The sequence below is a fragment of the Massilia atriviolacea genome, from assembly GCF_003953935.1.
Taxonomy (GTDB): Bacteria; Pseudomonadota; Gammaproteobacteria; order Burkholderiales; family Burkholderiaceae_D; genus Telluria_A; species Telluria_A atriviolacea.
Genome location: NZ_RXLQ01000003.1, coordinates 292,816 through 314,788, shown reverse-complemented (window position 1 = coordinate 314,788; position 21,973 = coordinate 292,816). Strand labels below are relative to the sequence as shown.

The window sequence follows — 21,973 nt, the reverse complement described above, 5'->3', positions numbered from 1 at the left end:
CCCTTCTTACTTTTCCACAGGAGTCGACATGAAGACACTACTGAAATACCTGGGCATGGCCGCCATCGGCGGCGCGATCCTGAGCGGCTGCGGCGGCGGATCGTCGGCCGGCGACGCACCCGGCGCCTCGCTGGCGCCGCCGGGCGTCTCGGCCGCGCCGGACACGCGGGCCGGCGCCATCGCGGGCAGCGGCGCCGACGCCGGCTCGTCGGCCCTGCTCGCGGCGTGCAATGCCGTGACCTGGCGCGCCGGCGTCAATTACGCGCTCGGCACCGTCGTGCTGTACACGCCGAACGGGCTGTATTACAAGGTGGTGCAGGTGGCGGGCAACGGCAGCGACGGCACCACGCCGACCATCAGCACCTGGTACTGGGCGCAGACCACCTGCGCCCAGCCGGGCGCGCAGAAGATCGTCGGCGGCTATTATCCGAACTGGACGCCGTCGCCGATCCGCATCCGCGACGTCAATGCGCGCTACAACCTGATCTACCTGTTCCACGCGGTACCGGTGGGCGGCTCGCCCGGCACCACCGGCGCGGTCACCTTCAGCGCGCCGGGCAACGGACGCGGCGCGGCCACCAACCTCAAGGCCGACATCCAGTACGCGCGCAGCACGCAGGGGCGCAAGATCATCCTGTCGGTGGGCGGCGCCGGCAACGGCATGAGTTTTCCGAACCGGAGCAAATCGCAGACCTTCGTCAACAGCATCGCGTCGATCTACACGCAGCTGGGCGGCTTCGACGGCATGGACTGGAATACCTTCGAAGCGGACCAGCGGCCCGATACGGCGGAGATGATCTGGATCAGCCTGGAGCTGAAGAAGCGCTACCCCGGCTTCATCATTTCCGCGCCGCCGGCGCCGTGGAATGCGGTCGACAAGGAATTCTGCCGCGCGATGGTGGCCGCCGGCGCCATGGATTACGCCGCGCCGCAATACTACGACGGACCGGGGCTGAACGATCCGGCCTACGTGGCGGACAATGTCCGGCAATGGGTCGCCCTGCTGGGCGCGAACCGCGTGGTGGTGGGATTCGGGATCGGCAACGCGAGCAATTACATGAGCCGCGAGCAGGCGATCAGCGCGTGGAACCAGGTCCGGGCCAACCATCCGGACATCCGCGGGGGCTTCAACTGGCAGATCCACACCGATGAAGAACAGGGCTGGCCGTTCGCCAACAGCGTGGCGCCGCTGATCAACCCGTAACAGGCAAGCCTGCCGCTCCCGCCATCGGCCGGACCGGCAGGCTTATTGCTGGCGCACCGGCGCGCGCCGCAGGTCGACCTGCGTCAGGCGCCACAAGCCGCGCCGGAAGGTGAAATCGAAGGGACCGTTGCGCACCACGCTGCCTTCCCCAGGCACCTTCGGCACCACCAGGGTGGACGCAGGCAGGACGGGCCGCACGACCCCCTTGTCGAAGTAACGCTGCTTGAGCGTCCCGACCAGGGCCGGCAGGCGCGCATCGTTCTCCCGGTACGCCGTGCAGCCGTCCCCGCCCTGGCACACGGTCAGCGGAAAGGCGGCGAAGCGCGCGAACGCGTCCGCCATCTCGCCCTCGACATACAGATTGACCCAAGTCGCCGCCTCGGCCGCATCGAGCACGCTGCCGTTGACGTAGCGGGTTTCGGCGGCGATCGCGTAGCGCAGGCTGTTCTCGCGCCGGTAGCCGCCCTTGGCCGCGCCGGTCGCATCGTCGACGCGCCACCGGCCCTGGTGGCGCAGCAGCCGGTAACGGATGGCGCGCTGCGTGTCGGCCTGGCCCGGAAACAGCAGGAAACGCACGTCCACCGTATTGGCGCCGGCGGCCTTGGCGACAAAGCCGGACGAGGCCAGGGTCAGGGCCGGGTCGCGCTCCTGCGCGTGCAGGAACTCGTCGCCATCGGCATTCCAGCCGCACTGGCTGCCCTGGCGCGCGACCTTGAGGCAGGCCGCGCGGTTGGCGTCCATCAGCTTGAGCAGTCCTGGCGAGTAAAACCCGCCGCTGTCCACATGGCGCTTCCTGGCCGCTGCCGGATCGGCAAAATAGTCGCGGTAGAAATTGCCGATGAAGGCCAGCGGCGTGTCCGCCTGCGACGGCGCTTCAGGGGCGGCCGCGCCCGGCGCGCATGCCGCGCCCAGCAGCGCCGCGAGTATCCAACTCTGCCGGGCGCCCATCTCAGCGCGCCAGGTGACGGTCGAGCCAATCCTTGACCGTGTGATGCCACAGCACCGAGTTGGCCGGCTTGAGCACCCAGTGGTTCTCGTCCGGGAATACCAGCAGCTTGCTCTCGACGCCCTGGCGCTGCAGCGCGGTAAAGGTGCCGAGCGCCTGCGAGGTCGGAATGCGGAAATCCAGGTCGCCCTGGATGACCAGCATCGGCGTCTTCCAGTTCTTGACGAAATGGACCGGGTTGAACTTTTCGTACAGCGCGGCGTTGTCCATGTAGGTGCCCTTGTTTTCCCACTCGGTGAACCACAGTTCCTCGGTGGCGTAGGCCATGCCGCGCGTATCGAACACGCCGTCGTGGTTGACCAGGCAGCGGAAGCCGTCCGGCCAGTTACCGGCGATCCAGTTCATCATGTAGCCGCCGTAGGAGGCGCCCAGCGCGCAGCTGCGCTCGCGGTCGAGCCACGGGTATTTTTTCACCGCCGCGTCCAGGCCCTTTTTCAGGTCTTCCAGCGGCGCGCCGCCCCAGTCGCCGCTGATCGAATCGGTAAACGCCTGGCCGTAGCCGGTGGAGCCGTGGAAGTCGATGAACACGGTCGCGTAACCGGCGCCGGCGTAGGTCTGCGGATTCCAGCGGTAGCTCCACGAATTGCCGAAGCTGCCCTGCGGACCGCCGTGCACCAGGAAGGCGACCGGATACTTGACGCCGGGTTTGGCATCCCACGGTTTCATCACATGGCCGTAGACGGTCTCGCCCTTGGCGCCGGTGAAGGAAAACTGTTCGGATTCGCCGAAACGCACCTCGGCCAGCAGTTCGCTGTTCAACTGGGTCAGCTGGACCGGCGCGCCGCCGTCGACACGCTTGAACAATTGCGCGCCCGATTGCAGGTTGGCCTGCGCCATCACCACCGTCTTGCCGCGCGCGTCGAAGGCGCTGACATAGCCCTTGTCGCTGAGCGGCGCGACCTTGCCGCTGGCGGCGTCGATCGAGAACAGGCGATGCTGGCCCAGGTCGTCGGCGGTGGCCAGCAGCGACTTGCCGTCGTCGCGCCATTTGTAGTCGCCGATGGAGCGGTCCCAGCTCTCGGCCACGACGCGCTTCTTGCCGCTGGCGACATCCATCAGCACCAGGCGGAAGCGGTCGGCTTCGAAGCCGGGGTGGCGCATGGCCAGGTAGGCGAGCGTCTTGCCGTCGGGCGAAAAGGCCGGCTTGCTGTCCCAGGCCGGATTGTCGGCGGTCAGGTTGCGCGGCGCCTCGCCGCCGGCGGCGGCGGTCTGATAGATGTCGAAGTTGGTCGACCAGGCTTCGGTCTTGCCTGCCACGCGCACATTGAACACGACGCTCCTGCCGTCCGGGCTGAAGCGGTATTCCTCGCGGTCGCCGAACGGTTTGGACGGCACGTCGCCGTCGATGCCGCCCGACAGGCTGACCGGTGCGGCGCTGACCTTGCCGGCGGCGTCGAGCGGGGCCGAGTACAGCACGTTGTTGCGGCCGTCGGACCAGGTATCCCAGTGGCGCACGAACAGGCGGTCGTAGACCTTGCCGCTGGCCTTGTTCTTGGTCTTCTCGTCGAGGCGGGTCCTGGTGCAGGCCAGGTCGCTGCAATCGCGGAACACGGCCAGGCTCATGGCCAGGCGGTCGCCGGCCGGCGAGAGGCGGAAGTTGTCGACGTCGAGCGGCAGGTCGGTGACCTTGACGGCGTCGCCGCCGGCGGCCGGCATACGCCATACCTGCGAGGAACCCGAGCGGGCCGACAGGAAATAGATGGCGTCGCCCTTGGGCGACCATTCGGGATCGGTGCTGTTGGCGTCGCCGCTGGTCAGCCTGACCGGGGCCGGCCTGGCGCTGCGCAGGTCGATCATCCACAGCTGGGTGTTGCCGCGGTTCTTCTCCATATTGGTGCTGCGCACCGTGTAGACCACGCGCGAGGCGTCGGGCGAGAGTGCCGGCGCGCCGACCCGCTCCATTTTCACCAGGTCTTCGATGGTGAAACCACGCGGCGCGGCCAGCGCGCTACCGGCGGCCAGGGTGGCCGCTCCCAATATGAACAAACGTCCCATCATTGCAATGTCCCCAAGAGTCATGAAAGTGCCAATAGATACACAAAGGCCCCGGCATCATACCAAGTTCGTATCGCAAGAGCAGCCGAAAGATGGCGCTTTTGATACATGCGGATCAGGCATGTATTGATTGCATAAATGCAATGCAATATAATGCAATATTAATTGACTATTGGAATTGCATGAAATACATCGTAACGGCGCTCTCCGCACTCGCGCTAACCGTCCCGGCAAAGGCGGAGATGCGCACCTATGAGTTCACGGCCGCGGTCAGTCAGATCGGGAACGTTAACAAGCTGTCGTTCGAACAAAGCACCGTGGGTGTGCAGGCTGGAAGTCTGATTTCGATGAACGACCGCATTGTCGGACGTTTTTCCTACGACAGCAGCGCCAGGATGGAGCGTGGGAGTCTGGATAACCCGCCCTACGACCCAGCCTCCACCGACTATTTTTACCACGGTGCGTATGCCTCACCGACGGATTTCTTTACGTTCAAAATCTTGCCGAGTGGGCAGACAGTCAGTGCGGGAGATCGAGACGCATTGACGCGCCGAGTGACGCTTGCCGACGGCAAGGTTGGCACGCCAAACTCGCGGGATTCCTTGAGTATCGACAGTGGGGGATATGACGTGTCCTTCGGAATCGGTTTCAGTAACGCATCATCGACATGGATTTCTGACGGAACTTTACCGCAACAGCTTTCTCTTGCCGATGTGACGAGTGCGAGCGTCTACCACTACTTCTATCGTGCTGACGGTAACCGCATCATGCTCAGCGGCGTGGTCACGTCGCTGACCGACGTCACCGTCACGCCCGTTCCCGAACCCGGCACCTGGGCCATGCTGCTGGCCGGCCTGTCCATCCTCGGTGTCAGCGCCCGCCGCAAGCGCGGCTAATTCAAGCGCAGCAACGCAAAAGCCGCACCGGGGTCTGACCCCGGTGCGGCTTTTTCTATCAGAAAGATTTCTGATTAAAGCTCTGACCCCGGTTGTAGGTGGTTTCTGACCATCCTCGGCGTCAGCGCCCGCCGCAAGCGCCCTTAAATCCCGCGCAGTAACGCAAAAGCCGCACCGGTGCGGCTTTTTGCTTGTTCCGGCCTTGGCCGGACACACCATCTTCTTAACGCTTGATCCCGGTCACTTCCACTTCGACCCGGCGGTTCGGTTGCAGGCAGCCGATCAGGGCGGCGCGCGGCGCGACACCCGTGCACGCTTCGACCTGGTCCGCTTCGCCCTTGCCGGCGCTGGCGATCTCGCCCGCAAAACCTTTGCTCAGGATATATTCGCGCACCGTGGCCGCGCGCTTTTCCGACAGCGGCTGGTTGTACGCTTCCGTCCCCAGGCGGTCGGTGTAACCGGTCAGCTTGATGCCCGAGATCTGCGCATACACACCGTCGAGCTTGATCAGCATGCTGTCGATGCGCGCACGGCCGGCCGGCAACAGGTCCGCCAGGCCCGATCTGTCGAACCTGAACAGCGCATCGGCCGCCAGGGTCAGCTTCTCGACCGACACCACCGGCGCCGTACCCGGCACCGGCGTCGCCGCCACCTTGACCGGCGCGCCGCCGCAGGCCGCCGCCGAGGCTTGCGCCGCCTGCAACTGGTCTTCGGCGATCTGGATGTAGGGATTCGCATGGCGCCAGCCCTGCTGATTGAATTCGTTCCCGGCATGCACCAGTTCGACCTCGCCGCAAGCGACCTTCTGCGCCGCGCAGGCAAAGCCCGCACCGCCCTTGACGGCGCCGAAGCGCGCCCACAGGTCTTCGCGCAGCTTGGCCGCGTCGTTCACCAGCGGCGTCTGCTCGCCCGGATTGGGCGTGGCGCCCGACTCCAGCGCGCCGACGATCGCGGCGCCCTGCTCCAGCGCCTGCTGCGGGAAGGCCGAACGGTCGTTGCGCGTGTATTCGTGCAGCGAGACGTCGAGCCAGCATTGCGCCTTCGACAGGTAGTAATTGTTGACCGGCACGCCCTTGTCGTTGAGCGCCTTGACGCGCTGCTGCAAGGCCCTGTAGCCGGCCTGGTCGGCCACGATCGCCTGGTCGGAGATGCGCTGCGCCGGCGCGGCGAGCGTTTGCGCAAACGCGCCTTGCACGGCCAGGGCCATCACGGCAAACAGCACGCTGCGCGGGCGGGAAATAATGGTTGGTTTCATCGTCATTCTCATGTCAGGAAATTAGCGGGCCAGCGTGCGGTTGACTTCTGGGTCCTTGCCTTTGAATACATTCTCGTCAAACTTGAAGCGCAGGCGCACGAACCATCCCTTGGAGGTGTAGTCCGCCGCGCTCAGGTCGCGTTCGCGGAAGCCGCTGACGTTGTAACCGGCCGACAGCCACAGGTTCTGCCTGACCAGGTAGCCGACTTCGACCCCGCGCGCATACTGGCTGCTGCCCTTGTTCTGCGGGCTGTGCAGGTAGGCGGCGAGCACGCCGATGTCCCAGTTTTCGGTGATGTCGTACACCACCCTGCCGGACGCCATCCACGCGCTGTACTTCTGCTGCCCGAGCGGCAGGTTGCGCTCGCGGCTGCTCTTGGCGGCCAGGCGGCCGGTGCTCCACCAGGGACGGCTCGGATGGTAGTCCAGGTGCGTCGAGACGATGTGGGCGGCGTAATTGTCGCCATCGGCGCGGGCGCCGTCGCGCACGTTCTTGTACTCGTAGCGCGCCAGTCCGTTGAACTGGTTGTGGTCCACCGGACGCCAGGCAAAGCCGAGCTGCGCGCGTTCCTGCAGACTGTTGGCCAGCGGCTTGCCGCTGATGTCGTCGTTGTTGCGCGACAGGAGGGCATAGTTGCGGGCCAGCACGGTCCAGTCGCGGTCGAGCTTGCGCACGAAGGACAGGGTATTCAACCACTGGTCCTGCGCCTGGTTGCCGATCTCGCCAGGGCTGTCGAACAGGCGCCGCCATTCGAGCTTGGCCGAGGCTTTCCACAGCGGGTTGGCGGTGTAGTCGAGCGCCGTGGCCAGGGCCACGCCTTTTTGCTGGCGGCCGTCGAACACGTGCAGGTATTCGGCGTTGGTGGAGAGCGCCAGGCCTTCGGACACGTTCCAGGTGTTGCGCGCGCCGCTGGCCAGTTGCAGGTCGCGCCCGTCGGCCAGCCCGCTGTCGAGCGCATCGCGCAGGCGGTATTCCGAGAAGATGCTGGCGCCCGGCAGGTAGGTCGATTCGACCCCGGCCACGAAGGCATTGCTCTTCTCGGCCGGATTGAGCGCGTAGCGCGATGCCAGGCCGGTCTGGTTTTCGTAGCGCGCATACGCACGGCTGCGTTCGGACAATTGATACTGCGCACCGAGCTCGTAGCGCTTCTGATTGCTGTCGGACACGCCATGTTCGACCACGGCGGTCAGGCTCAGCAGGTCGGTGGCCTTGTACTGGGCGCCGATGGCGACCGTATTCGCGTCCAGCGTGCCGCGCGTGCCCGGCGCGGTGGTCGCGCCGACCGGGGCGAAGGTGGTGATGGCGCCGCCGTTGACCGGGCTGATCGCGCTGTTGGTGTTGCCGAAGCCGAAGAAGCCGCCGCTCGGGTTCAGGCCGTTCGCGTTCGAGACCACGCCGGTATTGCTGGCCATGCCGACCTGGTTGCGCAGCTCGCCTTCTTCCTTCATGTGCTGCAGCGAGAAGTCCAGCGTCAGGCGCGGATCGGCCTTCCACAGCATGCCGACGCGCACCGCATCGCGCTGGGCCACCACCTGCTGGTCCTTGCTCTGCAAGGCGCTGGCATACGCCGTGGTGGTCGACGTGAATCTGGCGCTGACGTTCACGCCGGCGTCGCTGTGGCCGGGGCTGATGCCGGCCGCTGTATTGTTGAACTCGTCGTCGGCGCGCTGCCAGTAGGCGCGCGCCTCGACCGTCTCGCCCTTGTGCGACAGGGCCAGGCGCGCAGCCTGGCCGGTTGCCGAACTCGACAACTCGCCAGCCTGCCCGCTCGGCGTCGTAAACACCTGGCCGTTGGCGCTGTAGGTGGTCGATTCGCTCTGCGCGAATTCGGCCACGAAACTGGTCGACGGCGCCAGCTTCACGCTCGCATTCACGCTGTGCAGGCGGTACGGCGACTGCGGATTCTTGTCCTCGACCGAGGCCATGCCGACGCTGATGCTGTCGTTCAGGCGGTATTCGCCGTCGATGCCCATCACCCAGAAGTCGTCGCCGCCCTGCTCCACCTCGTAGGTCACGCGGATCGATTGCGGGTCGCCTTCGGGCGTTAGCGATGGCACGGCCTGCTTGAACAGGATGCGGCCCGAGAACGGCTCGAAGCTGTAGTCTTCCAGGCGGCGCATGGGCGTTACTTGCTTGACCAGGTCGGTCTGGTTCTTGTCGCGCACGATCAGTTCGACGCGCTCGGAGTTGGTCAGCGCGCCGTTGTTGCGCACGGCGAAGGGACCAGAGCTGCCGTTGGCGCGGTATTCCTCGATCACCTGCTTGGCATTGTCGTGGAAGGCGAAGCCGCCCAGCTTGCCGCGCGAGGCGTCCCAGCTGCCGCGCAGGCCGGTGGCGGTGCGCTGGTACTGGCCGAGCTTGCGCGCTTCCAGGCCCACGTTCGGACCGGGCACCGAGGACATGGTGCCGTCGCTGGTGGAAAAGTCGCCGTACAGCACGTAGCTCTTCTTGTCGTCGACGCGCACGTACAGGCGGCCGGCCGAACGGGCGTCGAAGGCGGTGCTGGCGCTGTCGCCGTAGACCGGGTAGAACTCGTTCGGGTTGATGTCGCGCTGCAGCTTTTCCTTGGTCTGCTGGTCCGAATCGTAGGCGGCCGTCAACAGCTTGCTGCCGAGGATGGTGCCTTTGACGAAGAAGGCGGAACGCGCGCTGGCATTCGCCTTGCCGCTGTTGAACTGGCGGCTCCAGCGCGTGATGTCCTGCTCGAAGCCGTCGTTAAAGCGCGCCGGCGCCAGGTCCCCCGCTTCCAGGTTGCGCTTGGCGATCACGCCTTCGATCAGGCCCACGGCCAGCATCTGGCGCAGTTCCGGAACAAAGGTGATCACGCCCTGGGTGCTGATCTTGCCGCCGTCGACGCGCAGCAGGACTTCCTGGGCGGCCGCCGGGGCCAGCAGGCGGAATTGCGCCTTGCCGCCCTTCACGCGCAGCTGCATGCCGGGCGTAACCTTGTTGGCGTCGCCGTTCTGCGGACCGAGGGCGTCGGTGGCGGCGCCGTCGAGCAGGATGCGGCCGGCCGAGGCTTCCAGGGTCAGCAGCACGTCTTCCTTGAGCGGCTGGCCATCCTCGCCCAGCACCTGCACGCTCACTGCTACCTTCGACTGGCCGTCGGCCGGCACGCCGTCGCGGTCGGTTTCGACCAGGATGCGCGCCACCCTGGCGCTGGCGTCGAGACGCCCGCCCCAGAGTTGCGGCGCCGCCATCTGGGCGCGCAGGCCGGCGTCAAGCGGAGACGACGGCAGTACTTGCGCGCCGGCGTTCGGGAAAGCGCAGGCCACCGCCAGCGCGCCCGCCAGCAGGCGACCGGTGCCGCGGCGTTGAATAAGAAGAAGTTTTTTGTTCGTCATGATGTTCATCTGTGCCAGGCGGGATGGTTGCTTATTGCGCACGGGCTTCTCCCGCGCCGGCAGGGATTGCTCCCTGGCGTGGCTTGACCAGTTCCTGGTTGGCGCTGTCGGTCGCCTGCCGCGGCGCGGCAGGAGCTTTACTGTCGAACTTCAGGCCCGGCAGGCGCGCCGCTTCCGTTTCCGGAGCACGCGTGCCACCCTGGCTGCGGCGCGCTTTCAACTGCTCGACGACCGGCGCCGAGCACGAACCTTCGGCGAAGTCGGCGCGCAGCAGCTCGCCATTCTTGGCGTCCAGCCAGATGCTGTTGGCGTCGCCCAGGTTGCGGTTGCTGGTCGTCGTCAAGCGGCTGCCACGCGGCAGGGTCAGGCTGTCGGCCTTGATCACGTGCGATTTCGGAGACAGGCCGCAGTAGCTGTACTTGCCTTCCACATCGGTGGTGAACGAGGTGCCGTCTTCCATATACAGGCGCACGCCCGGAATGCCCAGCTCTTCGCTGTCCTGCACCGAGTTGCCGTTGCAGTCGACGAATACCTTGCCGGCCACGCAGGCCTGTTCGGTGAACACGCCACCAGTCAGGCGCACCTTGTACTCGGCGCGGTTGGACGGATACGCATCCGGCACCGGCTGGTACGAACCCGGCGCGACGCAACCCGAGGCCTGGTTGCAGGCATAGGCGATCGCGCGGTTGATGCCGTCGCCCTGCAGGCTGCCGACGCCGGCGCGCAGGCGGTAGGTCAATACCGCCTGCTTGTTGCTGGCCAGCGGCCCCAGGTTAAAGGCCAGCACCGGACCGCTGGTGACCGCGGGATCGGCCACCGGCTTGCCGTCGACCTTGACCGTGCCCGGCACCAGCGCGAAGCCGGCCGGCAGGCTGTCGCGCACCGTTGCCTGCGCCACCGCGCTGCCGCTGGTCTGGCGCACGGTCAGGGTGTACAGCAGGCTTTCGCCGAATTCCAGCTGCTGCTTGTCGCCGGTCTTGGTCAGCGCCAGGCCGGCCGCTTCGATCTTGTCGATCGGCAGGTGGTTGTTCACCACCGGCGCGCCGTTCGGGCCCACCGTGAAGGTGGTGTAGTACTGGGTCGTGTCCGCCCCGCCCGGCACCAGGCCGACGCAGGCGCCCGGTTTGTGCAGGTTGACAGCCGTTGCAGGGGCGCTGTTCGACTTCTGGACCAGCGCCACATTCGCGTTGGCCGCGACCGGCAGTGCACCCTGGCACGATGGAATCCGCGCCGATTCGGCCGGCACGTAGCCGGTCGGATAGCTGCTGATCGCCAGCTTGTAGGTGCCGGCCGGCGCACCGTTTTGCAGGAAGAACTGGTACACGCCGTCGCTGCCGGTGGTCTGCTTGACTGCCGCCAGGCCGCCCAGCAGATGACGCGCCGGGTCGAAACCGGCCGGACCGCTGACGCTCACGACCGCGCCGCGTACCGGTTGACGGGTCACGCTGTCGTACACCACGCCCGATGGGTTGAGCGGCAGGTTCTGCTCGGTGATGTCGCTGTTGTCGGTCAGGGTGATGTCGCGAATCAAGCCGGCGTCCGGCTTGCCGGCGTTACCGGCCGAGGTCGGAACGTTCGGCATGCCGTTGCCATCCTTGGTGAAGCGGATCTCGAAGCCGGGACCGGTCGGCAGGCCCGTGCCTTCATAGCCGGGGCAACGCAGGCTGTCGAACTGGTAGAAGCCATTCGCATCGCTCTTGACGGTGCAGACCGGCTTGCCGTTCTGGGTCAGGGTCACGGTCCAGTCCTTCACGCCTTCATGGTCGTTCGGACGGGTGCGGGTGTGGCCGCGGTCCATCCAGACATAGCCGTTGATGATCGGCGCCCTGGTTTCCGGACCCGGACGCACGCGCTCGCCGAACAGGTTGCCGCCGATCACGCCGTTGTTGGCCGCCAGCTTCTCGCTGGTGACGTCGATCTGCGCGATCGTGTTTTGCGACGGCGCGGTGCCGAAGCTGCTGTTGTCGACGATCCCGCCCGCCACGCCGGCGGTTTCCTTGCCATCCATGTACTTCGAGGTCGGCAGGTCGGTTTGCGACTCGACCAGGGTGTAGCGGCCGGGAACCAGGTTCTCGAACACATACTTGCCGTCGGCGCCGGTGAGCGCCACGCAACCTTGCACGCAGTCGCCGCCGCTTGTTCCATTCCCGGTCAGGGTGACGTGCACGCCAGGCAAGGGGATCTCGCCCGCGTCCATCTGGCCGTTGTGGTTGGCGTCCACGTAGACATAGCCTTCCAGGCGCGCGCGGCGTTCGCCGAACAGGTGGTCCACGCCGTCCTGCGCCACGCCCAGCTTGATGCCGCCGATGGTGTTCTTCGGCGCAGTCGCATCGAAGCCGCTGTTGTCGACAATGCCGACCACGGCGCCGTCGATCTTGCCGGCGCTTTCCTTGCCGTCGATGTAGGCGGACGGATGGGTTTCCACCAGGCTGTAGGTGTCGGCAGGCAAGCCGACGATCAGGAAGCGGCCATCGGCGCCGGTGGTGGCGCGTCCTGCTTCGCCCTTGCCGCCGATGGCGCCGAGCGGCACGCCGGCAATGCCCGGCTCGCCGGCGTCCTGCACGCCGTTATGGTTGTCGTCGCGGTAGACCACGCCCGCCAGGCTGCCGCCCGCTTCGCGGAAATCGTAGTCGGTCGCATTGTTGCCCAGCGCCAGCACGATTTTCGTGATCTTGTTCGGGCCGGCATCGAGGACGCCGCCCGCGCTGCCGACAGCGCTGCCGGTGTTGGTCGGGAATTCGCCATAGCCGGCCGGCTGGGTTTCCACCACGGTGTAGGTGCCAGGAACGAGCTTGTCGAACAGATAGCTGCCGTCGGCGCCGGTCTGGGTGGTGCGTGCGGGAATCGCCACGCCGTTGACATCGACACCGGTCAGGGTGACGGTGACGCCGGCCAGGGCTTCGCCCGCTTCCATCTTGGCATTCTTGTTGCCGTCGACGTAGACGTGACCGCTGAGCTGGGCCGGACCGGCCACCTGCGCGTTCGGGCTGAACTCGCGGAAGTCGTAGCCGGTGGCCGCCCCGCCCATGGCGGGAATCACGATCGCGGTGACCGAATTCAAGCCAGGTGCGCCGCCGCCCAGGGTACCGATCCTGGTGCCGCTGGCGGCCTCGAAGTCGGACAGTTTTTCCGGCTGGGTTTCAAGCAGGTTGTAGCTGCCCGGAATCAGGAACGGGAACAGGTAGTTACCCTTGCTGTCGGTCTGCGCGGTCAGGGTGACCGGCTGTCCTTTGGCGTCCACGCCGGTCAGGGTCAGGGTGACGCCGGCCAGCAGTTCTTCGCCGCTGTCGCGTTTGCCGTCCTTGTTGGCGTCGACATACACGGTCCCGGCCAGCGAACCGGTCGCGCTCGGCAGGCTGCGTTCGCCGAACAGATAGTTCGCGCCCGCCGCGCCTGGCGCCAGGTTGATGCCGCCGATGCTGTTCTTCGGCGCATTGATGGTGCCGCCCAGCGAGCCGGCCGTGTCCGCACCATCGGTCACGCCACCCGGCTGGGTTTCGACGATGGTGTAGTTACCCGCCATCAGGCCGGTGAACAGGAAGCTGCCGTCGGCGCCGGTGACCACGGTGCGCGGGGTCGGGCCGGCCAGGCGCACGGTGACGCCGGGGAATGGCGCTTCGCCGCTGTCGCGCTGGCCGTTGCTGTTGGCGTCGAAGTACACGGCGCCGCCGATGCTGGCGCCGATTTCGCGGAAGTTGTAGTTCACGGCAGCGTCGCCCTGCACCAGTTGCAGGCCGCCGATGCTGTTCGGCACGGCCACGCCGGCGCCGACACCGCCGATGGTGCCCGGCAGCGAGCCGGTATTGCCAGGGAAATCGTTGAAGCCGGCCGGATGGGTTTCGCTCACGGTGTAACCGGCGCCGCTGCTCGGACGCAGCTTGTCGAAACGGTAGCTGCCGTCGGCCGCGCTGGTCGTGCTCAGGTTGACGGCCGCGCCGCGGTCGTCGGTGCCGCTCAGGGTGACGGTCACGCCGGGAATCTGCTCATCCTTGTCGAGCGCGGCGTTCTGGTTGCTGTCCGCATACACAAACCCGCTGACGCTGGCCGGCAGCAGTTCGCCGAAGTTGAAGTCGCTGTGGGTCTTGTCCACGACGTAGGCGATGGTGCCGATCGCGTTGGCCGTATTGTCGACGCAGGCCGCGCACGGCACGCCGCCGACGTTGCCCTTGCGGGTGATGCCGTCGAGGTAGGCGGCCGGCTGGGTTTCGGTGACGGTATAGCCGGCGCCGTTGGCGTTGCGCAGGAAGCTGAAGCTGTACGAACCGTCCGGATTGGTGGTGGCCGTGCAGGCCGGCGCGCCGCAGGCGCTGCCGCCGCTGGCCGCCGTGCCGGTCAGCGCCAGCGAGACGCCGCCGATGCCGCTTTCGCCGGCATCCATGATGCCGTTGTTGTTCTTGTCGGCATACACGAAGCCGCTCAGCTTGCCGGTGGCTTCGCCGAACAGGTAATCGATGCCCTTCTGGCCCGCGCCCAGCACCACGCCGTTGAAGGAACTGGTGCCCGCCACGCCCAGGTTGCCGGGCACGCTGGCGCCGGTGCCGAGCGTGTTGGTGGCGTCGACGAAGTCGACCGGCTGGGTTTCGGTCACGGTGTAGCCGGCGCCATTGCTGGCTGGCAGGCCGGTGAAGCTGTAGTTACCGTTGGCATCGGTCTGGCCGACGCAATTGCTCACGACGCTGCAGACATTGGCGCCGGTGGCGGTGCTGCCCGACAGGGTGACCGTCACGTTCGGCAACGGCGTGTCGCCGGCGTTCAGGGTGCCGCTGCGGTCGCCGTCCAGATAGACCTTGCCCGACAGGCTGGCCGTCGATTCGCCGAAGTTGTAGTTGCTGCCGAACTGGCCGGTGCCGATGACGATGCCGCTGAACTTGTCGTTCGTCATGCTGCCACGGACCACGCCGTTCACGGTACCGACAGCGTCGATGCCGTCGGCGTAGTTGGACAGGGGCGCGCTGGCCTGGCTCTGCTCGGTGAGCACGTAGCCGGCCGGGTCGCTCGACGGCAGGCCGGTGAAGCTGTAGCTGCCGTTGCTGTCGGTGACGATGGTGCACGGGTTCGGCGAAATTTCGACGCACACGCTGGCGCCGGTCGCGGTGTTGCCCGACAGGGTGACCTGCACGCCCGGAATGCCCGGCTCGCCCGTATCCTTGACGCCATTGTTGTTCAGGTCGGCATACACGGCGCCGCCCAGGCCCTGGCCGGTTTCGCCGAAGTTGTTGTTGATGGCGGCGTCGCCGGCCACCAGCACCACATTGCCGAGGGTGCGCTTGGTCAGGCCGAGTACCGGGGTATTCGGGGCCAGCACGGCGGCGCCATCGTTGCCGCCCTTGCTGCCGGCGGTCATGCCGGTGTGGGTCACGCCGGTCAGGGTTTGCTGCACGACCTGGTAGCTGCCGGGACGCAGATTGCCGAAACTGTAGGAACCGTTAACGCCGGTCTGGACGGTGGCGTTCACCGGGCCCAGGTCGTCGCTGCCGGACAGGGTCATGCTGACGCTGGTCACGCCCGCGCTCTCGTCGGTGGCAGGCACGCCGGTCAGGTCGCGCACGGCGTCCTTGTCGAGGTCGACGAAGACGTAGCCCGACAAGGCGGCCGGTTTCAGTTCGCCGAACAGGTAGCCGGTGGCGGCCGTGCTGGCAGGCAGGACGATGTTGCCGATCTCGTCGGCGGTGGCGTCGCTGGCAGTGCCGGCGGCGCTGCCGGCGGCATCCTTGCCGTCCAGGTGGGTGGCCGGCTGGACTTCGGTGACCTTGTAGGTACCCGGCGACAGGTTGTTGAAGACGTAGGCGCCGCCGGCGCTGGTCACGGTGGTGACATTGCTCACGGTATTGCCGTAGAGATCGGTACCGTCCAGGCGCAGGGTGACGCCGGTGATGCCGGTCTCGCCCGCCGCCTTGGCGGCGTCGTTGTTATTGTCTTCGTAGACGAAGCCGGCGATCGAGGACGGCTGGACCGCGATGGTGGCGCAGCCGCGGTTGTCGACCGCGGTGCGCTCGACATCGGTGGTGCTGGCGGTGCCGCAGTTTTCCAGCGCCGGATTGGCGGCGGTGGCGATCACGGGAATGCGCACGGTGGCCGACTTGCCCACTTCCAGCAGGCCGACGGCGCAGCTGATGGTCGCGCCGGCGCCGCAGCTACCGTTGCTCGGGGCCGCGTTGTTGGTGCTCCAGGTAATCCCGGCGTTATACGGCGCCGCGTTGTACGGCGCAGCCGCGCCGCCGGTGTAGACCGTCAGGCCGGCCGGCAGCACGTCGTTGATCACGGTGCCGTTACTGTTGCCGGGACCGGCGTTGTTCAGGGTCAGTACCCAGAAGAATGGCTGGCGCAACTGCACCGCCGTGGCGCCGGCGTTGCTGGTGCCGTTCCAGGCGAAGGCCGCCTTGCTCATCTTCAGGTCGACGCGCATCTTGATGGTGGTGCTCTGGTCGGCCGAGTTGTTCGGCGTGAGCGCTTCCGGCTCGCGCGAGGACACCGTCACCGTCGACTGGTAGGCATCGCCCGAACCGGTCGGCTGGGTGTCGACGCGGAAGTCGAGGTACAGGTCGCGGTTCGCGTTGTTGCCTTCCAGGATCTCATTGGTCGGGAAATGACAGGTGACCGTCATCTGCGCCGGCCCGGTGACTTGGCTGTTGGCCTGGTCGCAGTAATTGGTGTACGCGGCGCCGTCAGGCAGCAGTTTGCCGCCGAGGAAGGTCATGCTCTTGCCTGCAGGCGGCTTCATGACGTAGCTCAGCTTGAGGTGGGTGGCGACCGACGGACCGCGATTGGTGATGGTGTTGCGGTAGGTGACCACGTTGTCCGGGAACACCGGACCGGCGCCGGCCGGCACGAAGCCCATCGGATCGACGTTGTCGGTATTGTTGACCAGCAGGTCGAGCGTGGCCGGGGTGACGCTCAGGTTGTTCGACGAACTGTTGTTGCCCAGGTCGCTCTCGTTGCTGGTGGTGGCGACCGTGGCGGTGCTGCCGATGGTGCGCGGCGTCGGCTGGTTGTCCATGTAGTCGGGACGGGTCACGACCGTGATGGTGCGGGTCGCGCCGGACGCCATGGCGCCCATCGCGCAGCTGATGGTGCGCGTGGCCGGATCGTAAGGCTGGCACACGCCGCCGTTGCTGGCGGTGATCGACAGCACGCTCATCGTGCCTTCGGGAATCGTGAACACGTCGGTGACGGTCACGCCGTTGGCGGTCGACGGGCCATTGTTATTGATCGTCAGCACATAGGTGGCATTGGTGCCGGCCGGTACCGAGCCAGGGGTCACAGTGTTGACGACGGTCAGGTCGGAGACCGGATCGACCTGCACATCGGCAGAGGCGACGTTATTCGCGGGAACCGGGTCGCCTTGCGCGTTGGAACGCACGCTGGCCGAATTCACCCATTTGTTGCCCGGCTGGCCGCTGCTGTCGAGCAGCGGACGGGTGACGCTGACGGTGATGATCGCCGTGGTGCCGACGGCCATGGTGCCGCCGCTGGTGAAGCAGGTGACGACGGCGCCGGTGGTGCAGGTAAACGTCACCGCGCTGGTGCCGCCGGTCTGCGCTGCCGTGACCACGGTCTTGCCGGGAATGAAGCCGGGAATCGGGTCGGACAGCACCGCGTTGGTCGATACGCCCGGGCCGGCATTGGTCACGGTCAGGGTGTAGGTGATGGTCGGCGCATTCCAGTCCAGGGTGCCCGGGGCCGCTGCCTTGCTCAGTTGCAGGTCGGCGGCGTTGGGGGTCTGGGTCGATTGCGACGTCGCGCTGACGCAGTTATTCGCCGCGATCGGGTCGACCTTCAGGCCGCCGTTGTCGAGGTAGGCCGCGCAAGCGGTATTGGTCAGGGTGCCGGCGTCGGTGGCGGTGGTGGTCAGGACCAGGTTCGAGGTCTGGGCATTGAGCGCCAGCGGCAGGGCGTAGGTACAGGTGATGTCCTGTCCGGCTTGCGGCGCGCAGGTCCAGTTGGCGCCGCTGGCGCTAACGAAGGTTTCGCCGACAGGCAAGGTTTCGACGATCTTCACTTCACCGGCCAGGGCCGCGCCGGGGCCGTGATTGGTCACGCGCATGGTGCTGACCATGTTCGCGCCCTGCGCCACCGGATTCGGGGTCTTGGTCTTGGTGACCGACAGGTCGACGCCGTCCGGCACGATGCTCACGTTCACCGAGCCGCTGTTGTTGCCGGTGTCGCCATCGGGCGTGTCGCTGCCGATGGCGGCGGTGTTGGTGGCGTTGGTCTGCGCCTGCACGCTCGGTGCGGTGGTGCTGATGACGATGTCCTGCGCGGCGCCGACGGTATAGCTCGGGCGGGTGCAGCTGACGGCCTGGCCGTTGATGGTGCAGGTCCAGCCGGTGCCGGCCGCGCCGGTAATGGCAAAGCCGGCGGGCACGGTGTCGCTGACCGTCACGTTGTTGGCCGTCATCGGGCCCAGGTTGCGCGGCGCCAGGGTGAAGCTGACCGGCTGGCCGCCGCCCACCAGGGCTTGCGACACGGTCTTGGTGAGCGCAAGGTCGGTGCCGACGGTGATCGTGGTGTTCGCCGACGACGCGTCGTTGGCGTTGTTGAAGTCGGTCGCGCCGCCGCTGACCGTCACCACGCCGGTGCTGGTAATGGTGCCGGTGGTGGTGCCGGTCGCCCTGGTGTTGATAGTAATGACCGGCAGCGCGCCCGTCGGCGCGCTGGCACGGTTACAGGTCACCACCTGCCCTGCCGCCCCGCACGACCAGCCGGAACCGGTCGCGGTCTGGTAGCTCAGGTTCGGGCTCAGGGTGATGGTGGCCCTGGTGGCGCCGGCGTTGTCGGGACCGTTGTTGTTGAGGGTGGCCGTGTACACCAGGCTGCCGCTGGCCATCAGGCTCGACGGCGAGCCGGTCAGCACCAGCGACAGGTCGGCGCCGTTGTCGATGGTGGTCAGCTGCGACAGCGAATTGTTGCCCGCGTTGCTGTCCGGATCGCTGGTGCTCACGACCGCGCCCAGGCTGACCGTCTGGCCGGCGCTGGCCAGGTTGCGCACCACCAGGTCGATCTCCTTGACGTCGGCGGTTCCCGCGCCGGCGCCGTCGCCCGCCACCGTGGCGTAGCTGCAGGTCACCTTGTTGCTGCCGGCATCGTACACGCAGGCCGGATCGCTGACCGAGACGAAGGTGGTGCCCGCATCGAGCGTGAACACCACCTTGACATCCTTGGCGATGTCGCTGGTGTTGTTGGTCACCGATGCCGAATACAGGATCGTGCCGCCGCGCACGGCCGGATCCGGCGTGTCGGTCAGGCGCGATACCAGCATATCGACCGCGGCGGCCTGCAAAGGCAGGCCGAGCACGGCAACGGCGGCTACCCGCAGCAGGCAGGCAAAAGCCTTCGACGATCGGGACTTGAACACTGGTAAGGCGCTTTTATGCATGATTGGCTTCATCAATTGGAGAATGCGGACAACAAATCGCCCGCAATGCACACGGCATCGCTTATTGCGATTGGGAAATTAAACGGGAACGGTGCGGTGGAAAGCGGGACTACGGGATGCTAAGGCATGGATGCATCGACAACACTTTTCTTGCGCGACGACATTATATTCATACAAACAACATCTTACAAAGTGCTTAATGGAAATGATACAAAAATGCAACACTAACAACTCTGTTCGCATAGAGTCAACATTCTAGTTATTTCCATATGGAAATTTTAACCGCGATCTTGCGTCCTCATAGGAGAAGCGATCTGACGCCCACTGATGCGGCGTACATACTGCGGAACCAGGTTTTCCCTATGACAGGGAGATGGAGACGGCGAGCCCTTGCCCGCGCGACAAGGGAAGATGGCGAGCTGAAATTGCTACGTGAAAACATTGTGACATGCTCAGATGAATGATTTTTGTCATTTTTTATGTATTTTCAGCAATTGACAGAATCATCTGAATGCAATATGTACTGCGGATGCAAAAGAGGTTGCAGGATGGAAAGCGATCAGGAAAACTTCACCGCGAGGAAGGCGAACAGGAGCACTGGCGCAAGGAATAGCAGCCACCCGATGGCTCTTTGGCAGGCCTTGATCGACGCCTCGGAGCAGCCCAGGAGTTTCATGATGACACTGGCGGCGACGACGCACACGGCATTGACCACGACGAACAGGACCACGAAAAAAATCATGTCGGACAAATCGCTGCTCCAGTCGGTGTGAGGTGAGCGCCGCTTGTCCGCGCCGGCCGGCATTTTACATGGCAGGCGCCATCTCGCATCTCAGCGCTTGCGCTGGGCCTCCAGCAGCAGCGTGCGAATATCGTTCAGCACCACATCGGACTGCAGAAAGGAAGTGGAATAAATCTCGCGCACCGTGCCGCTGGCATCGATCAGGTACACCTTGAGCAGGTGCGACAGGGTCGGCACGCGTTGCCCGGGCGCCCGCTCGGCGGCTACCGACACATCCTGGCCGAAGCCGTCGAGCATCGGCGCCAGTTCGGCATTCGAGCGGCTGGTGAGGAAGCGCCAGTCCACGCCACCGCGCTCGCGCGCGTCGAGTCCGCCGTAGCTGCGCATGGCCGGCGGCGTGTCGTAGGTGGGATCGAAACTCATGCTGACAAAGCGCACCTGGTCGCGCGTGCGCGCATCCTTGCCCAGGGTTTTCTTCAGGGTGTGCAGCGTTTCGTAGGCCAGCGGACAACCCTTGGCGTCGGTGCAGTAGGTGTAAATGAAGGAAAACAGGGTGACTTTACCGGTGGTAAATTCCGACAGCCTGTGACGGCTGCCGTCGCTATCGAGCACGATGCCGTCCGGCGCCTTGAGGATGCGTTCGAGCTTGTAGGCGCCCGGCGCCGGCAGCGCAAATTGCGCCGGCGCCGCCACGGCCGCCGGCCCCAGCAGCATCAGCGCCAGCGCGCATCCATGCAGGCGCCCCAAGATCAGCGGCCCGCCACGCGCACCGCGCCCTGCCCCGCGTCGGCGCTGCTGCGGCCGGGGGCGGCGCCGAACTTCATGTGGTGCGCGCGCCCGAGCTTGAGCTTGGCGAAGTCGACCTTGAAGCTTTCTTTCAGTTCCTTGCCGTCCCAGGCGAACAGCTTGACGAACTGTTCGTCCTCGGCGCCCTTCTTGTCCCAGTTGGCCAGCAGCGAACTGCTGATGTACAGGCGCTTGCCGTCCCAGCTTTGCGAGACCATGTTGACCTGCGACCCGGTGCGCTTGGAATAGGTTTCCTTCGGGGCTTCCGGATTGCTGATGTCGAAATAATGCGTCGTGCCATCCATGAAGGTGTTCACCCACAAGCCCTTGCCGTCGGCCGTGATCGACAGGTCGACCGGCAGCGGCACCTTGGCCGGGTCGCCGATGGTGGCCACCTCCCTGGCCTGCCAGGCGCCGCCCGCGTCCTTCTTGACCAGCCAGATCTTCGAGGTCAGCGCGGTGGCGGTGATGGCCCAGTCGTCGCCCTCCTTGAGCGACCAGCGGATTTCGAGCGGCGCACCGGGCACGCTCAGCACTTTTTCGGGCTGCATCGATTTCAGGTTCCACATCACCATGGTGTTGCCGAACTGCTTCATGGCCGCCGGGTCCTTGATCAGTTTGCCGAGATCGGTCATGTAGTTGACCGCGCCCGTGAAGCTCGACGTCAGCATCGCGTTCTTGCCGGGGTTGATCGCGACATCGTAGCCGTAGCCGTCGCCGCCGTTGGTGGTCGGCATGTCGTGTTTGGCGATGAAGTCGCCCTTGCTGTTGTAGACCGCCATGCCGGTCACGCCGCCGCGGTCCTTGTCGTTCGACAGCGCGCCGATCAGCATGCGGCCCGGCAGTGCGTAGAAGGTGTGCGGGCCGACATAGCCCGAGCGCCTGGCGAAGTCGTCGATCGTCTTTACCAGCTTCGGCCTGGCCGGGTCGGTGTGCACGTCGAACACATAGATCTTGCTGTCGTCCAGCCCGCCGGCCCAGAGGAAGCGGCGGTCGTCGCTAAAGCCCATGTGATGGGCTTCGCCGCGCTTGCCGACCGAGACCTGGGCGATCACCTGGCCGAATTTTTTCGAGGCCGGATTGACGTCCATGGTGACCATCTTGTCGAAGCCGTCGCCCATGCCCTTCACGCCCAGGGTCCAGACGTAGAGGTAATCTTCCTGCCCCTTGATCAGGCCCGACATGTAGGGCGAATTGCAGGTTTCGTCGGCGCGCGCCGCCACCGGGACGGCGGCGACGCCGAGGGCGGCAGCGGCAAGCAAACTCAAGCGCATCAATTTACTGGAACCCATTGCTGATCTCCTGATCAAACTTGTAAAGACACTAATGTACGCCTGTTTGACCTTGCTCCGCAATGGGCCAGAAATT

Annotated in this window: 10 protein-coding genes; 2 read left to right on the top strand and 8 right to left on the bottom strand. The window is 65.8% G+C overall.

Annotated elements, in window-relative coordinates; translation table 11 throughout:
* Window positions 1-28 precede the first annotated feature (28 nt).
* Window positions 29-1,204 carry a glycoside hydrolase family 18 protein gene (locus EJB06_RS06650; protein ID WP_229426959.1) on the top strand — a complete coding sequence of 392 codons (1,176 nt, stop codon included), beginning with the start codon at window positions 29-31 and terminating at the stop codon, window positions 1,202-1,204.
* Between the two features lie 42 nt (window positions 1,205-1,246).
* Here the strand turns inward: EJB06_RS06650 and EJB06_RS06645 are convergent, their stop codons facing one another.
* Both EJB06_RS06645 and EJB06_RS06640 read right to left on the bottom strand, forming a co-directional pair.
* Window positions 1,247-2,152, bottom strand: a complete 906-nt coding sequence (locus EJB06_RS06645; protein ID WP_126073224.1) for a hypothetical protein — start codon at window positions 2,150-2,152, stop codon at window positions 1,247-1,249.
* 1 nt (window position 2,153) lies between these two features.
* Window positions 2,154-4,208: a S9 family peptidase gene (locus EJB06_RS06640; RefSeq protein ID WP_126073223.1), complete on the bottom strand. Its 2,055-nt coding sequence runs from the start codon at window positions 4,206-4,208 to the stop codon at window positions 2,154-2,156.
* A 179-nt stretch (window positions 4,209-4,387) separates the two neighbouring features.
* Here EJB06_RS06640 and EJB06_RS06635 point away from each other — a divergent pair, with 179 nt between their 5' ends.
* On the top strand, window positions 4,388-5,101 hold the full coding sequence (locus EJB06_RS06635; RefSeq protein ID WP_229426958.1) for a PEPxxWA-CTERM sorting domain-containing protein: 714 nt from the start codon (window positions 4,388-4,390) through the stop codon (window positions 5,099-5,101).
* A gap of 223 nt (window positions 5,102-5,324) precedes the next feature.
* Here the strand turns inward: EJB06_RS06635 and EJB06_RS06630 are convergent, their stop codons facing one another.
* The 6 genes from EJB06_RS06630 to mtoX all read right to left on the bottom strand — a co-directional run bounded on the left by EJB06_RS06630 (window position 5,325) and on the right by mtoX (window position 21,897).
* On the bottom strand, window positions 5,325-6,356 hold the full coding sequence (locus tag EJB06_RS06630; RefSeq protein ID WP_164557850.1) for an OmpA family protein: 1,032 nt from the start codon (window positions 6,354-6,356) through the stop codon (window positions 5,325-5,327).
* A 21-nt stretch (window positions 6,357-6,377) separates the two neighbouring features.
* Window positions 6,378-9,701: a porin family protein gene (locus tag EJB06_RS06625; protein ID WP_126073221.1), complete on the bottom strand. Its 3,324-nt coding sequence runs from the start codon at window positions 9,699-9,701 to the stop codon at window positions 6,378-6,380.
* Between the two features lie 31 nt (window positions 9,702-9,732).
* A complete protein-coding gene (locus EJB06_RS06620) occupies window positions 9,733-19,077 on the bottom strand; it encodes an SdrD B-like domain-containing protein (protein WP_164557849.1) in 9,345 nt (3,114 codons plus the stop codon).
* Window positions 19,078-19,636: 559 nt separating this feature from the next.
* A complete protein-coding gene (locus EJB06_RS06615) occupies window positions 19,637-19,828 on the bottom strand; it encodes a hypothetical protein (protein WP_126073219.1) in 192 nt (63 codons plus the stop codon).
* 81 nt (window positions 19,829-19,909) lie between these two features.
* A complete protein-coding gene (locus EJB06_RS06610) occupies window positions 19,910-20,566 on the bottom strand; it encodes an SCO family protein (RefSeq protein WP_126073218.1) in 657 nt (218 codons plus the stop codon).
* Between the two features lie 2 nt (window positions 20,567-20,568).
* Window positions 20,569-21,897, bottom strand: a complete 1,329-nt coding sequence (mtoX, locus tag EJB06_RS06605) for a methanethiol oxidase (protein WP_229426957.1) — start codon at window positions 21,895-21,897, stop codon at window positions 20,569-20,571.
* Window positions 21,898-21,973 lie beyond the last annotated feature (76 nt).